11 protein-coding genes and 2 pseudogenes are annotated in these 15,880 nt (G+C 55.7%); 6 read left to right on the top strand and 7 right to left on the bottom strand.

Translation table 11 applies throughout. From position 1 onward, the window contains the following. Positions 1–169 precede the first annotated feature (169 nt). From ACR3ES_RS03810 to ACR3ES_RS03790, 5 genes and pseudogenes are all read left to right on the top strand, one after another. Entirely contained in the window at positions 170–1,036 is an 867-nt protein-coding gene (locus tag ACR3ES_RS03810; protein ID WP_170435947.1) for an AAA family ATPase, read from the top strand. Beyond that, positions 1,036–2,223, top strand: coding sequence for a VWA domain-containing protein (locus tag ACR3ES_RS03805; RefSeq protein WP_170435949.1), 1,188 nt, complete (start codon positions 1,036–1,038; stop codon positions 2,221–2,223). The genes ACR3ES_RS03810 and ACR3ES_RS03805 overlap by 1 nt, the downstream gene beginning before the upstream one ends. A 12-nt stretch (positions 2,224–2,235) precedes the next feature. After that, the gene (locus tag ACR3ES_RS03800; RefSeq protein ID WP_170435951.1) at positions 2,236–3,048 is read left to right on the top strand and encodes an XdhC family protein; all 813 of its coding nucleotides are present in this window, start codon (positions 2,236–2,238) and stop codon (positions 3,046–3,048) included. 107 nt (positions 3,049–3,155) lie between these two features. Then, positions 3,156–3,608, top strand: coding sequence for an SRPBCC family protein (locus ACR3ES_RS03795; RefSeq protein ID WP_170435953.1), 453 nt, complete (start codon positions 3,156–3,158; stop codon positions 3,606–3,608). A gap of 453 nt (positions 3,609–4,061) precedes the next feature. Then, positions 4,062–4,635, top strand: a pseudogene (locus ACR3ES_RS03790) (IS6 family transposase). Between the two features lie 306 nt (positions 4,636–4,941). Here ACR3ES_RS03790 and ACR3ES_RS03785 read toward each other — a convergent pair. From ACR3ES_RS03785 to ACR3ES_RS03765, 5 genes and pseudogenes are all read right to left on the bottom strand, one after another. Further along, a pseudogene (locus tag ACR3ES_RS03785) lies at positions 4,942–5,966 on the bottom strand (IS110 family RNA-guided transposase). A 594-nt stretch (positions 5,967–6,560) separates the two neighbouring features. Next, positions 6,561–6,893, bottom strand: coding sequence for a DUF2218 domain-containing protein (locus ACR3ES_RS03780; protein ID WP_170437592.1), 333 nt, complete (start codon positions 6,891–6,893; stop codon positions 6,561–6,563). Between the two features lie 14 nt (positions 6,894–6,907). Then, on the bottom strand, positions 6,908–10,036 hold the full coding sequence (locus tag ACR3ES_RS03775; RefSeq protein ID WP_170437590.1) for an efflux RND transporter permease subunit: 3,129 nt from the start codon (positions 10,034–10,036) through the stop codon (positions 6,908–6,910). Further along, positions 10,029–11,141, bottom strand: coding sequence for an RND family efflux transporter (locus tag ACR3ES_RS03770; RefSeq protein WP_170437588.1), 1,113 nt, complete (start codon positions 11,139–11,141; stop codon positions 10,029–10,031). The genes ACR3ES_RS03775 and ACR3ES_RS03770 overlap by 8 nt, the downstream gene beginning before the upstream one ends. Before the next feature lie 106 nt (positions 11,142–11,247). Continuing rightward, on the bottom strand, positions 11,248–13,278 hold the full coding sequence (locus tag ACR3ES_RS03765; protein WP_480424822.1) for a TonB-dependent receptor domain-containing protein: 2,031 nt from the start codon (positions 13,276–13,278) through the stop codon (positions 11,248–11,250). A gap of 280 nt (positions 13,279–13,558) precedes the next feature. Here ACR3ES_RS03765 and ACR3ES_RS03760 point away from each other — a divergent pair, with 280 nt between their 5' ends. Further along, entirely contained in the window at positions 13,559–14,449 is an 891-nt protein-coding gene (locus ACR3ES_RS03760; RefSeq protein WP_170437584.1) for a helix-turn-helix domain-containing protein, read from the top strand. A 6-nt stretch (positions 14,450–14,455) separates the two neighbouring features. On the opposite strand, the gene ACR3ES_RS03755 is transcribed toward ACR3ES_RS03760, so the two are convergent. Together ACR3ES_RS03755 and ACR3ES_RS03750 are read right to left on the bottom strand one after the other, a co-directional pair. After that, positions 14,456–15,220, bottom strand: coding sequence for a 2,3-dihydro-2,3-dihydroxybenzoate dehydrogenase (locus tag ACR3ES_RS03755; RefSeq protein ID WP_480581938.1), 765 nt, complete (start codon positions 15,218–15,220; stop codon positions 14,456–14,458). Next, entirely contained in the window at positions 15,220–15,867 is a 648-nt protein-coding gene (locus tag ACR3ES_RS03750) for an isochorismatase family protein (RefSeq protein WP_170437580.1), read from the bottom strand. Before ACR3ES_RS03750 ends, ACR3ES_RS03755 begins: the two co-directional genes overlap by 1 nt. Positions 15,868–15,880: the final 13 nt, after the last annotated feature.

Below are 15,880 nucleotides of genomic sequence, written 5' to 3'. Positions count from 1 at the left end.
GAGATCAGTGGCAGGAGTTTCACCACCTCAACCCAGACGAAAAGACCGAGCGATTGAAGCCGGATCAATCCAAATTAAGGCGGTCCGAAATCCAAAATAATTCGATCCGGTCTACCCCTCCGCACCTCCCCCGGGATATTTTTTGCCAGATGAAGATTGGATCCTGGTTTTGACTTTGAGTGATGTGCAGAACGGGTTGGCCGCGCAGGGCTATGTTGCCGATGATCGGCTGGCCATGGCGTTGCATCTGGCGCAGACTTTAGGACGGCCTCTGTTATTGGAAGGCCCTGCCGGAGTTGGGAAAACCGAAGTCGCCAAAGCGCTTGCGGCCCAGCGCGAGACACGGTTGATCCGATTGCAATGTTATGAAGGCTTGGACGCCAGCCACGCCATTTACGAATGGAACTATCAGAGGCAGTTGCTTGCCATTCGCGCCAGCGAAGCGCAGGGCGGCACAAACGAAAAACAGCTGTTCTCGGACGAATACCTGCTGAAAAGGCCGTTGCTGGAGGCAATCAGCGAAGAAGAGCCCCCAGTTCTACTGATCGATGAGATTGATCGGGCAGACGAAGAGTTTGAGGCTTATCTGCTTGAGATACTGTCAGACTTTCAGATCACGATTCCTGAACTGGGGACCGTCAAAGCGCGATCACGTCCGATTGTCATCCTGACTGCCAATGGAACACGGGATCTGTCTGACGCGTTGCGCCGTCGGTGTTTGTACAGTCATATTGACTATCCGTCCCGCGAAACCGAGTTGGCCATTCTGAATGCGCGTATGCCCAAAGTCGAGGGCATGTTGGCGCGACAGATCATTGGTGTGGTTCAAGCATTGCGCAAAGAGGATCTGGAAAAGACACCCGGTATTGCCGAGATGCTGGACTGGGCGGCCGCGCTTTCAGGATTGGGCGTAAATGATCTGGCTCGGTCCCGTGAAGAGGTTCAAGCGACGCTTGTGTGTCTTTTGAAAACAGCAGCTGATTATGACGCTGCTCCGCCCGAAGTCTTGGATCGGCTGATCGGAAAGGTTGCCTGATGCCGGTCACCCGCTTCCCTTCACGCGCGGCAGGTTTGGCGGACCGGATGGGCGGTTTTATGGCGCATTTGCGCATGAACGGGATACGCGTGGGACCTGCCGAGACCGGCGACGCGCTAGCCGCACTGGCAGCAGTTGAAGCTACGGATGTGCAGCAGGCGAAACAGGCCCTGTGTGTTTTGCTATCCGGCCGCGTCGATGACTGGCGGCGGTTTGACGATCTCTTCGACGCCTACTGGTTCAATGTCGGAAAACAACGGACAGGACACGCGCAAACCAAGCATGTTCAGGTACAATCCGCCAAGCCGATGATTTGGGAACAGGGACCGAAAGACGCGCGGGAAACAGGGCCCAGCTCTGACCAAGCTGTGACGCCTGATCCCGGCGATGGCGATGCCGAAGGCAAAGACGGGCAGTTGATCGCGACCCGTACAGCCAATCTGGCGCGTCGCGATCTACGCGAGTTGTTGGATGACGAGGCCTTGAAGCAGGCCGAACTGGCCGCAACCCGGCTTGCAAAAGCCATTCGAGACCGGCGCTCGCGTCGGAGAAGACAAGCCAGGCGTGGCAATACTCTGGACATGCGTCGGATACAGCGTTCAAGCCTCGCGCGGGGTGGAGAGCCTCTGGACATATACTATCGGGCCCGACCGCCGCGTCCAATGAGGATTGTCGCGTTGTGCGACGTTAGTGGTTCAATGACCGTTTACTCACGCGTTTTTCTGGCCTTTCTCAAAGGTCTGATTGGCAATGCAACCGAAGCAGACGCTTATCTGTTCCACACGCGCCTGATGCGTGTCACGGATGCCCTGCGCGACCATGATACACTACGCGCGGCTGGCCGGTTGTCTTTGATGGCCGAAGGGTTTGGTGGCGGCACTGACATCTCGGGCAGTCTGGAGCGGTTCTTGAACGGATACGGCGCGCGGGCTCTGAATGGGCGGACGGTTGTCGTGATCCTGTCTGACGGCTACTGCAGTTCAGACCCACAGGCGTTGGGCAATGTCTTGGCGCGGATACGGCGCAAGACGCGTCGGATTGTCTGGCTGAACCCTTTGAAAGGGTGGCAGAACTATCAACCCATTGCTGCTGCCATGCAGGCCGCGGAACCCTATCTGGACGCACATTTGCCTGCCAACACGCTCGAAGCGCTGGCGGCGCTGGAACCCGAGTTCCGGAAACTGTGAAAGGGCATGATCATGACAAGTTTCGATGTATTCGATACGATTGAGGCGTTGCGCCGCAATGGGGACACGTTTTGTCTGGCAACGGTCCTGCGCACAGCCGATGCGACCTCAGCCAAAGCGGGCGGCAAGGCCGCGGTCACGCAGGATGGGCGGATATTGGGGCATCTTGGCGGGGCCTGTGTGCAGCGCGCTGTTCGTGCCTCTGCGCAAGAGGCCCTGCGGACGGGCACTCCGCAAATGATCCGCGTGAAACCCTCGGACAAGGTTGTGGCAATGACAGACCCGGACGATGTTCAGACCTTCAAAAGCGGATGCCCATCAGGAGGCACGGTTGACCTGTTGATCGAGCCCTATCAGCACGCTCCGCGCCTGATCATTTTTGGAGATTCGCCGATCGCGCACGCGCTTGCCGCTCATGCGGCGCTTGCAGGGTATCGTGTGTGCTTGCCTGAGGGCTCGGAGAGCACGGTGGAGTTTACCTGCTTTGATCCGGACGATCTTAGCACCTTGAGCGTCGAACCGCGCGATTTCGCTGTGGTCGCGTCGCAAGGACAGGGTGACGGGGTTGCGTTGAAGGCTGCGTTGGAAACGCCCGCACGCCGCGTCTCAATGGTCGCGAGTCGACGAAAAGCCAAGGTGCTGTGCGACAGGCTCGAAAAGCAAGGGTTGACCAAAGAACAAACCAAGCGGCTAAAATCCCCGGCGGGTCTGAATATTCACGCAATCGATCCGCACGAGATCGCCTTATCGATTCTGGCAGAGATCATTCTCTGGCGGAATTCAGATAAATCCGAGGAGACATCGCATGATGAAGAAATGGCTTAGCTGGCTGGGGACGTTCCGGGGCGAACACACGGACCTGACCCCTGAGGAAGCGACCGAAGCAGCCCTCCGCGTATTCCCGAAATGTTGTTGAGACAAGGACTTCTCAAATGGAATTGACTGACGAAATCCGCATCGCCGCCCCGCAAGACGCAGTTTACAAGGCATTGAATGATCCCGATGTCCTGCGCGCGTGCATCCCTGGGTGCGAGGAACTGATACAGCACTCGCCAGAACATCTAGAGGCCAAGGTTGTTCTGAAAGTTGGCCCGGTCAAGGCGCGCTTTAGCGGCGAAGTTACATTAGACAATTCCAAAGCACCGGACGCGTTTTCATTGACCGGAGAAGGGAAGGGGGGTGCTGCAGGGTTCGCCAAAGGCGGTGCCGATGTCACTCTTTCGGCCGAAGGGGAGGAAACGGTTCTTTCTTACACAGCCAAAGTCGACGTAGGCGGAAAGATAGCGCAACTGGGCAGCCGTTTGATTGCCGGCACGGCTAAAAAACTCTCCGGCAAGTTTTTTGACAGCTTTGCGGAAATCGTAAATGAGCAGTTTGTAGATTAGGAGCGTTTAGCCAGGAATCCGCTGTTTCATAACGCACGATGCTGCCGTGGACATAATAAGCTGGTTCAGCAAAACCACATAAGACCTCTGATCATGCCAACCGGTATGGGCTTTCACATTCTTAGCAGCTTGACGGGGCATCCTTGTCTAAGGTGTCGGTTTTTTCGAGAATCCTTGATCTGACTCTATTGAGTGTCTCAGTTCGTCTGACTTTGCTTCAATGTGGCGTTTTACCTGACCACGGAATGTCCGTCCCTACCCAAGCCGCGGGATTGTCGGAAGGAAACCGGGTTCCAGACTTTGTTAACGGGTTCGTCCGAGTCAAGGTGCTTTGCGTAGTCGAATTGATCCGCCAGAGCGGTTCCTTTAAGGTTCTGTCGCAAACTCCATCCCCAATCTGTCAGATCGAACGCAGTTCTGGTACCGCATGCTGGAACATGACAGGATCGGACCGTGACAATTTCGTTTAAGGGCGCACATTTTCCGAGAGACGTGATCTTGCACGCGGTTTTCTTCTACCGTCGCTACGGTGTTTCATACCGGGATCTTGAAGAAATCATGGCAGAACGTGGCGTTGATCTGGATCATGCAACGCTGAACCGCTGGATCAGTCGGTATGCCGGTCTGGTAGCTGATGCTTCGCGCTATAGAAAGCGTCCCACAGACCGTTCGTGGCAAGTGAATGAGACCTATGCGCGAGTTAAAGGCAAATGGGTTTAGCTCTACCGCGCAAGATCGTAATCGACAAAGTGGTGCCAACACGGCTGGCATCAAAGCCATAAACAGGATGTTGAAAGGCTATGGCTGCCTGATCCCGGTCGAGATGGTCGGGCAGAAGTATCTCAACAACATCATTGAACAGGATCACCGTTTTATCAAACGAAGGATCAGACCCCTGCTGGGGTTCAGATTTATCGTTTCAGCCGCGCCTGTCGTGGCGGGAATAGAGTTGGTCAACATGATCCACAAAGGTCAGTTCACGCCCGGATTCCGTCCGTTTCAGCAATTCGCCCAACTGGCGAGATAATTGACGGGCCACCTCCATCTATGCGACCCTCAAATAAATTTGCGACATGTATGGACACCCCCTTTGGGCAAGAAGAATCTTTGGTTGGTAATTCGCATAATCGGGTGCTGACATGTATGCGGCCTCATAGCGCGGCTTTCACATGCCGCGGGCCCGTATGGAGTTCTCAGATCAAGTCCAATTCAGAACCACGTGCTCCAGGTACTGTGTCGCAAGCTGGTTTTCCTGATCTCGTCTCATCGACTGTTGCGCCTTACCTTCCGTTTGACCTTCCCACGCCTCCGGGATCAGATCGTTCACACGGCTCTAACGTGTAACAACCTGTACCCGATATTCTTCGCCGTGTGCCATCAACGCCCAGACGGTACGCGCCATTTTGTGGACCAAAGCCACTCTGACCAACATGGGTGGCTTGCGCTCCAACATCCTTGCGAGCCAGGATCCCGGGACGGCTCCTTTTTGCTCGGCCCATCTAACCACGGCGCTGGCGCCAATAATGAGAAGGCGTCGCAACGTCCGGTTCCCCATCTTTGATGTGCGTCCCAGGCGCTGCTTGCCGCCAGTCGAATGCTGGAGTGGGGTTAAGCCTACCCATGCTGCAAAATCGCGCCCCGTCTGAATGTCCAAGGGGGTGGCGCAAGTGCAGCAAGCGCGGTCGCAATTATCGGGCCAACGCCTGGTATCGCGATCATCCTCTGACCTGTTTCATCTTCCCTGGCACGCTGTGCGATTTGCGCTTCCAACTGTCGGATGCGAACATTCAAAGCTTCAAGCGTATCGACAAAGATGTTCAAGAGAGGGCGGGACATCTCCGGCAATTTAATGCTCCCGTCTTCGACTACAGAAACAAGTTTACGGACGTGTGTCGGGCCTTTGGCAACCACAAAACCGAACTCGGACAGGTGGCCGCGCAAGGCATTGATGATCTGCGTGCGTTGCTGGACCAACAAATCCCGCGCTTTGAATGCCAGGGCCGCAGCCTGATTGTCTTCGCTGCGGACCTGCACAAACCGCATCGTTGGTCGCAGGGCTGCCTCGCAAAGGGCTTCGGCGTCGATCAAATCACTCTTGCTGCGTTTCACAAACGGTTTGACATATTTGTGCGCGATCAAACGAACCGTTTGTCCGAGTGCTTCAAATTCTCGGCCCCGACAATGGCTCCCAGAACAAGCCTCAATCGCAATGGTGCACGCTAGCAGTTCAGCAATGAACGACAGAAGTTTGTTGCGTCTGAGTTGTTTACGAAACACCGCCTCGCCCGTGGAACTGCAACCATGAGGTTGAAACACATTCTTCGCCAGATCTATGCCGACAAGGTCCAAATCCGCCATTTAGATAACCTCCTGATGCCTTCCATATCCAAAACCTATCAGATGGGAGATCAGGGGATGTCCACTCCATCAGAACCCTTGGCATGTCACTGATCGATAACATCGGCCTTTCCGGCATCATAATTGCCGGGATTGTCCCTACATTGATCGGGTTGTTTCTTGTGGGTTTCAAACGCCAGAACAAAATGAAGCTGCAGATTCTACGACGCGCGGTTCGAGACGGATCGAAGGCCGCCGGCAAACATCCCGACTTCCGGTATTGCGGAACTTTTTTGCCAAAATCAAGTATTCCATTCAGATCAAGCGGACATTCATACAAATCACGGCGATTGCGGGCCATGAGTCCACCTTGACTAGTACTGTGAAAGCCTCAAGACCGCTTCGATCACTCGACTTAGAGTTACTCCCACCCTCTAGCGAGGTGCTGGAGGAGCAATCAGAAAGATGAACTTGCTGACGAGCCACAGGAGTGTGGATTATCTTCATACACGATCCGGTTCTACGAAAGATCCGGCATGTTACCTGCGATGAAATTCAGCACGTTCAGAACCAGTGAAACGCAGGTGATCCAGCACACGAATTTTCAAGCTTGAATCATTTCGGCTTTGCAGATGCTCTATTGTCTCTGTGAGGGTCTCGCGAACACGCGGACCAATCAAGTTTTTCTGCGTTTTCGCGAAATGCAAAGCGGATGAAATGGCTCTCTAGCACTCGTTGTGTTTGTTTCAGGCGCTCGGGTGTGTTTGCGCGCGCCACAAACTCGATACGGTCGGAAAACGCGGCCAGATGAGCCTGACCCATCTCAAACTCGACCTGACCGGAACTGGCGTCATAACACGCCTCGACTTTATGCGCGAAATGTCTGCAGAGCCGTTGTAGATATTGGCTGCCTTGCTTGGTTTGAAACGACGCTTGGGCTGATAGCATTACAGTTCTTCTCTTTATGATAACATGGTGGTCCCCGGGTTCAGGCGTTTCGCCCTGCGCTTGGACCGTTTGGTGAAATACCCCGTTTCAAAAAGTCCCGTTACATCGCGCGTGATCAATAGCAAGACAGGGACGATGAACAGGGTGATTAGGGTGGCAAACAGCATCCCGTAAGAAATGGAAACCGCTGCAGGTATAAGGAATTGCGCCTGTTCGGATATTTCCCACAACAGCGGTGCAAGACCTAAAAAGGTGGTTGCGCTGGTCAGGATGACGGCCCGAAACCGGGTGATGCCGGTGTCAATCAACGCGCCCTGAATCGTCGACGCGACTCTGCGTTGGGCGTTGTATGTCGAAACCAGCAACAGACCGTTGTTCACGATCACACCGCTCAAAGCAATTACGCCATTCACGGACAGAATACTCAGCGGCAGATCGTGCAGCCAGTGACCCCAGACCGCTCCGATCAAGCCCAGCGGCACCACCAAGAGAACCAGAAAGGCCTGAACGTACGACCGCAACGCAACGGCGAGCAGGCCGTAGATAATCAACAACGCAAGGGCAAAGGCCTGCACCAATCCGCTGCTGGCCTCTTCTTGCGCTTGTGTTTCACCGAAGAACCCGAATGTGAGATCGGGATGCGCATCTAGAATCGGCGGCAGGATGTCACGCAGGAACGTTTCGCGCAGGGTAAAACCGTCGATAACGCTGTTGTCGATACTGGCGGACAAGGACACGACGCGACCCTGTGCGTTACGGGCGATTTCGTCAGACACAAGTGTGCGGGTCCAATTCACCACTGCGCTTAACTGAACACGTTGCCCATCGGGCGTGCTGATTTCCAGCCTGGGGAGATCCATCAAACTCTGGCGATTGGAGACCGGAGTTGTCAGTCGGACCGAAACCTCCCGCCCCTCTTCCATGAATGTGGTCAGTTCCACCCCATCCAAGAGGCCGTCAATCTGTCTGGCCACGTCATCCACAGTCAAACCCAGTGTTTCACCCAACTGCGTCAGATGCAGTTTGATCTGGGGTTGATTTGCAGCGCTGGCGGACTTGGCCTCGGTTACACCTTCAACGGCGCTCAGTTGGCGAAGCACATCGGTCGAGACGCTTTGCAGCGCATCCCGGTCCGGCAGCGACAGTTCGACACTGAAGTCGGGAAACCCTGACATGCGGTTGGAAAAGTTCAACTCCCGCGCGCCTTCGACGGGTCCGACGCGATTGCGCCATTGGTTCAGGATGTCAGCCGTGTCAACATCGGTTGACAGCTCGGCCGTGATGGTAGCGGACCTGTCTTGCGCCAAAAGTTCGATGGCCGAGATGACTTGGTGCCCCGCAACAGCATTTATTTCGCCCTGAAGCGTACGCCCGGCATCGGCAATGCGCAGAGCCTCGCGTTCGAAAAGGTCCGCGGCCAGATCGGAGTGCGCAACGTATGACACATTCAGAACGCGTTGCGGAATGTCCGGGAAAAACGCCTGACGCACGGTACCGCTCGAAACCGCGTAGAGTGTCGCACCAAAACAGGCAACCATGGCCAACAGGCTGAGATACCTTATCCGCAGGGCCACACGCAGGGCCGGGGCGTAAACGTTTACAGTAAAGAGATGCAAAGCGCCCGAACAGAAATCTGACACGGCCGTAAACCGGGCTTTGCCGGTTCCGCCAGCCAGATGCGACGGCAGGATCAGTTTGGTTTCAACCATTGAAAACAGCAGCGTGAAGATCACGATTGTGGCAAATTGCGCCAGGATGCGAGCCAAATCGCCATCAATCACGGTAATCGGGTAGAATGCCGCAATGGTGGTCAACATTCCGAAAATCGTGGGGGTCGCCACTGATTTGACGCCGACATAGACGGATTCGGGCGATGCGCCCCGTTTTGACACTGTGTCACTCACGCTTTCGCCCACAACGATGGCGTCATCGACCACCAGACCCAGCGCCACGATGAAGCCGAATGTTGTCAGCTCATTCAGTGTGTAATCGAAGAAGGCCGGCCCCATCAGGATCAGCGCTCCGGCGAAGCAGACCGGCAATCCTAAAACCACCCAAAACGCCACGCGCGGTCGCAGGAACAGGGCCAGTATGGCGGCAACCAACAGCATCCCCTGCAATCCGTTCTTGGCCAGCAGCGACAAACGGTCCGAGATAAACCCGCTCTCGTCGCGCCAGACGCGCAATTCCACACCCGTTGGGAGGGCTGAGCCGTTGGCGAAACTATCGACCGTATCGTGCAATGCCCGCGCGGCTGAGAGCAGATCGGAACTTGCGCTCATCTCGACGGTCAGGCGAATGGCAGGCGCGCCATCAAACCGTAATAAACTGCGGGGCGTTTCGTAATCGCGGCGAATGTCGGCAATCTGGGACAGGGTCACAATCTGCCCATCCGGCCCGGTTTCGACCGTAATACCAGCCAGGTCTTCAGGCTGAATCGCGGTGTCGGCAGTGCTGACGACAAGCGGACCTGTTGCGGTTTCGATCCGCCCCTCGGGTGCGCTTTGGGTAAGGTTGATCAGGTGCGCAGCCAGATCTTGTCTGGCCAGATCGTATCGCGCCAGTGCTTGCGGCGGGATCTCGATAACCAGTTCCGGCGTCCATTCCCCTATAATGGAAAGCGCGGATATCTCGGGTCGCCCCAACAGGGCATCCCGCACACGCCGCGCTGTTTGCGACAGCGTTTGATGATCCACATTCCCAACGACGGCAATATGGGCAATCTCTTCCACCCAAGCGTCGCGCATGACACGGGCGCGTTCTGCTTCGTCCGGCAGCGAAAGGGTCTCGATCTCTTCGCGTATCTGTAAAATCAGATCGTCGATATCCGCACTGGTTTCTTTTTCAACGGTGAACGTGCTGCCCATCGGATCGGACAGGCTGCTGACGCGTTTGATGTCTTCTATTCGACCAAGCGCCGCTTCGACCCGTAGGGTGACGGCCTCTTCGGTTTCCTGGGCCGCGCCGCTGTCATAGGGAATTTCTATTCGGATTTCGGACGGCGGAAGTTTGGGAAAACTCTCGCGGCGGATACCACCCAGCGATATCCAACCCATGGCCAGGATGGTGATCATCAACAGATTGGCCGCAATTGGGTTGCGGATGAACCAGCCGATTACCCCTTTGACCTGGGGGTCATCCATCGTTGCGGCCCTCTGGCGTGACGACCGTTCCGGTTTCGTAGCTGGCCAATGGGCTGATCAGAACCTGCGCATTTTCCGGCAGTGACCCTTTTGGCAGATAGGAATACCCTTCATGCTCAAAAGCTTGAGATATATCCGTGTTGCGCAGGCGATTTTCGTCAGGAAGTACGTACCAGATGCGATTGTCGAAAGTCAGCGCGCTGACAGGAGTTTTCTGCAGTGTCCGTCTCAGGTCGCTGCGCAGGGTGATGGTGACGAACGCCCCGGGCAACAGCGATTGAATCTGCGCCTCCGGCAAATCCACCCGCAGCCTGAGTACTGGCTGTTTGGTAAAATCATCCGCGGCGGCCAAAACACGCTCGGGGATGACTTTTATCCGGGTCCCACGATCGGTAATGACCTCGCCGGAGATCGGAAAATCCGATGTGTTTCCGGGGCCATGGGGCAAAAGTTGACCCCATTCTTCCCGGGTGAGGGACAGGTCGATGATCAAGTCCCCTGCAGAGATGATGTCAGCAAGCGTTTCCCCGGCCGTCACATAGGCGTCCGGAAACAACTTGTGCGACGTGATCATGCTTTGGAAAGGCGCCAATATATTCAGCTTGCTCAAATCCGCACGCGCCTGATCCAGGGCAGCCTTGTCCGCATCGCGACGCAGACGAGCGGCCCGAACATAAGGTTCACGTAAAACCAAAGGGGCCGAAGCGGACACTTCGGTGCCAGCGCGGCGCGCACGTTCTAGCTTGGCAGAGCGCTCTTCGAGCAACAGGTTGAGCTCACTCTCGGCAAGCGCGGCCTCCGCTTCGGCTACCGCACTTTCAAACGGTATCTTGTCGATTGTCGCCAATTGGTCGCCCGGTTTTTGCAGGTGGCCGGGATCGATCTGATCGGACACCCAGACAATCTGTCCGGACACGGGCGCAAATAATTTGCGTTCGGTCCTGGGTTTGACAGTCGCATGGCGGGTGATGCGCGGAGACACATCGACATTTTCGACCGGAACAACGGTCACAAGCGGGGCGAAGCCTGCACCACTTTGTGTGTCGGCATCCACCACTTGGCTGAAAATCAGAACCGGGAACATGCCGACAAGCAGATGTCGCACCCATGGGATGCGACATACGTGCTGAGGTTTTAGCGCCAGAACTGACATACACGGTTGCTCGCGTTTACGGGATGCGGGCCGCAACAACCTTGCGGCCCGCATCGGGTTAAAAGCGTTTGGTAACAGTCAGGAAGTACCTGCGGCCTTCGGTATTGAAATCGTCGCCGAAGTTGTCGGTGCGGTTTAGCGTATTGTTCGTTACGTTCAGGATGCCGCCATTGATTACGACAGTGTCATTTAGATCATACTGGGCGAGGATGTCAGCCGTCGCAATCGCATCGACCTCTGTAGGTTCGCCACCCGTGCTTGGCACATAGGTGTATTGCTCGGATACATAGTTCCCGGCCAGTGATACGCGCAGCCTGTCATTGACCTGCCAGTCGGCCTGCAAGTTGATAGTGTGGTCCGGTTGATAGGTCAGCGGGCGCTCGACCTGCTTCGTCACTTTAGCATCCAGATATGTGTAGTTCCCCGACAACGTGACCGTATCAGTGATTTCGGTCGCAAAGGCCAATTCCAGACCGCGGGTCGTCACCTCTTCGAGGTTTTGATAAGTAAAGATAGGATTACCGTCTGGAGCTAAGCCAACGTAATTGTCAAAGGTCATAGCCAAGACCGGGTCAAGTGTTCGGGCGGGTGGAAACTGGATCATATTTTTGATGCGGTTGTTAAAGATAGTCGCATCGAAAGAGGCGCGCGGCCCCGCGTAGGACAGGCCAATCTCGGTATTGACACTGGTTTCCGGATCCAGATCCTCCGATCCGATAAGGTAGCACCCTCCACCACATGAAATCTGCTGCCAGTTTGGGCTGGTTTCCAACAGTGATGGGGATTTGAAACCGGTGGATACACCGCCCTTGACGATCCATTCGTTGTTCAACTGATACACACCGTAAATACGGGGGCTGAACCGGCTGCCGTAGTTCTCGTGGTAATCCAGACGGCCTCCAATGGTCACTTCCAGACGGTCGTTGATCTCGATTCGGTCTTCGATAAACAGCGCGGATTCCCAGACCGAGGTGGTGCCATCACCGACCAGGTTGAATTCATCGTCCAGATTCTGAGATTCGAAAGATGTACCCAGCGTGACATTGTGAATAACCCGTCTACCGCGCGTTGCGTTTAGTTTGGCGTCCAACCCATAGTTATAGGACTCGTTGGGTTGTTCGGTACTCAGAGAGCTGCTGACGCCAACCTCGTTTTCGATCTTGTCGCCCCAAAGCAAGATTTCGCTGGTGCCAAATGAGTGGACACCCGTATACCGCGCGCTGGCGGCATTTCGTGTCAGAGGCACCTCATCATGCTGACGCTTTGAGTACGCATAATTAAAATCGATCCGGTTAGCCCCATCGATTTCATAGGCCAGCGCTCCATCAAAATAGCGGTTCTTGCTTTCGGGAAAACCTGCGCTGGGGTCGACAAAGGGGCCGGTACGAGGCGGGTTGATATCCTCGTCATCCGCCTCGCGGCGGAAATATCCGCCGCCAAGCCTGAATGACAACTGATCATTGATTGGGCCGCTCAACGTCAGGCCGGCGCGGTAGGAATCGCCGGCCTTGCGATTGTCCTGATACGTATACGATCCGGTGATGGACCCGCTCAGAACGTTGTCGGGTTTCTTGGTAATGATGTTGATGACGCCGCCAATGGCATCCGCACCATAGAGCGAGGACATTGGGCCACGCACGATCTCAACCCGTTCAACGGTTTCAAGGTCCACCCAATCCAGGTCAAAGTCATTGCCCCTGAATAGATTGGGGTTTGAGTTGACGCGTTGACCATCAATCAGAATCAGGACGTAGCGATCGGCAAGGCCACGCAGTTGAACGCGATTCAGGTTTCCGGCGCGTTGCACGGTGACACCCACGCTCCGACCCAGAACATCGGTCAGGTTGTTAGCACCGTACTCGACGATCTCTTCGGCTGTAATCACAGAGATGCTGGCAGGTGCGGTGCGCAGCTCCGTTGCCGACCCCGAAGCGGTCACCACGATCTCACCCAGGTCGTAGACGTTGGGGTCAATCTCCTGTTCGGTCTCTTGCGCCGAGGCGCCTGCAGCCGCAGCAATACCTGCAACAACAGCTGATGTTAATCTTCTTGATCCTTTATGCGCACCCCCGAAGTGTCGCGAAACCATGTGGGAACTTTTCTTAGAGTTACTCATTATGGCGTAGTCCTTGTCTTGACCGTAACTTGACCAAGAAACGTTATGGCTGTGCCTGCCCACCCATCATCCGGACCGTCAAAAGCATGGCGTACGTATTCTTGACTTTTTTTGTGGGTTATGTAGCTTCTGCCCCGCAAGCTCCATCACAAGTGCCATTGAGTAAGCGACAAAGGTATTTGCGTAAGTACCATGATCGCCCTGGCAAACCGCAAGCATCCACATCTCGACAGCTGTGAATGCGAGGAAGACCATGACAATAGACTATTACCCGGGCGGTTTACGCATCGGACACATGAATGAAAATGTCGATTCTCCACGCGACGGGGACGCATTTCGCATTGAATCAAAATTCATCGTTCTGATCGTTTTGAACGGTCGGCAGATCTTCACAATCGACGACCAACAGTTTGAGCTAAGAGCCAGCGAAGAAGATCATGAAGCCAGTGCGGTAACCATTGCCGTCAGGTCCACGGCGCAGGTGCAGTATCTGGAGTCATCTGGGGCACCACTACGCAAACTTGCCATCGCGGGGCAGTTGGACTGGTTCAGTCAGTTTCAGCCAGAAGTCGATGTCGAAGAAGACGCCGTCTCTTCTGTACCGGCGATGATCCCGGCTATGCCAAAGATCGACACATACTCCGCCACTTTGTGGACCCCGAGCGCGCGCATTATTCGCCTGGCAACCCAGATCATACTTCCACCGCCCGAAGACAGCCAGCAGCAATTGGGATTGTACCGCATGTCCAAAGGCATCGAAGTCTTGCGCAATATGTCAGAGGAGAAAAACAGCCATCGTTTGGATATGGCCGGTCAGGTAGATGGTCGCCGCAAGGCCGAAGATATGCGGCTGTATATTCTCGACAACCTCAGTTGCGATCTGACCACAGGGCAGCTTGAGGACAAATTCTGCCGCAACCGCCGGTCGCTGCAGCGGACGTTTAAGTCTGAATATGGTGTCAGCATCTCAGAATTTGTGCGCAGCGAACGGCTCAAACGAGCCAACAGCGCTTTGCGTAATGATGGGATCTCGATTGCCGAGGCGGCTTTTCAGGCAGGATATTCAAACACCGCCAATTTTTCGACGGCGTTCCGACGCGCGTTTGGGATGCCACCGGCCAAAGCCCGCAGTTGCGACGCTTAGCCGCCGCTACGCTCGCAGCGTCGCACCACCATCGACGTAAAGGTCGGCCATCGTAACCTGTCCGGCCTGCTCCGACAGCAAAAACATGGCCGCCGCTGCGACATCGTCAGGCTGCGCCAGCTTGCCCAGCGGAATACCGGTTCTAAAGCTGCCCAGATCCCCCTGAATAACCTTTTCTGCCCCATGCTCATTCTGCCACATGCCCGTTTGCATGGGCGTCATCGTTGATCCGGGTGCCACGAGGTTGCAGCGAATGCCATACGCGCCAAGTTCCAGACCAAGACACCGCACGTACATATGCGCTGCTGCTTTTGACGCGGCATACGCGGCCATTCTGTGGCGTGGAATACCTGCGGCATTCGAGCCGATCACCACCATTGCACCGCGTTTGCGATCCTGCATGCGCAGCGCGACGGTCCCGCACACGTTGAAGGTGCCGGTTGCATTGACACCCATGACCCGCGCCCACTCTTGCGGAGTGGTCTCATCGGCCCTCTGGTATGAAACCACACCTGCAGCATGGGCCAACAAATCAACGGGCCCGACGGCGCGCTCGACCCAATTGACCAACTCGGTGACCTGGTCGGTGTCACTGACATCCATAGCCCTGACATGGTCGCCGGCAGGTTCAGCGATCCGTTCCAGAGCCGGTGCGGTGTCCGTGGCGACAACTACAGCGCCGGACTGGCGAAGATGCGCGCAAAGGCTTTGTCCGATACCACCTGCTGCCCCGGTCACCAGCGCGATCCGGTCCTTGAATCCGGTTAGCATCATACCGGATCTACCCCCAGTTTCTCCAAGGCGTCGTCAGTGGAGAGTACAGTGCCGCAGCACCCAGCGATCCAATTCATCGCCGCGTCATGGCGGGCGCGGTCAAAATCAGCTTGCGCATCGGCAACGGCAAAAGGTTCGATATCACGCTGGAACGCTTCAACTGCGGTCACAAGGCATCCGATATGGGCAAATACACCAACAATCACCAACTGATCCCGCCCTCGCGCGCGCATCAACGTTTCAAGATTCGAGCGTTGAAAGGCGCTGTAGCGATGCTTGACCAGAGCGATATCGTCGTCCTGTGGTGCAATCTGAGTCAGCACATCCTCGTGCTCGGCAATTGCTGACATGCCAGGTCCCCATAGCTCGGCCTGAAGACCGCGATCGGCGCGCAACTGGTTGCCTTTTTGAGCCGTGTAGAACACAGGGATATCTGTTGCGCGTGCGCACGCGAGCAGGCGTTCGATATTGCGGGTAACCGACTTCAGCGGGTCTGCCTCTTCCGAATATGGCGCACAAAAGTATCGTTGCATGTCATGCACGAGAAGCGCGGAACGGTTTGGATTCAGGACCAAGGCCGCCCGCGAAGCCGGCAAGTCGCCAGCCTGCGGCAGCGGGTACGGTGCGATTTGGGGCAATCCCATGAATGCAAGTCCT

The sequence above is a fragment of the Ruegeria sp. B1 genome, assembly GCF_056535885.1.
This window is presented reverse-complemented; position numbering and strand designations above follow the sequence as displayed.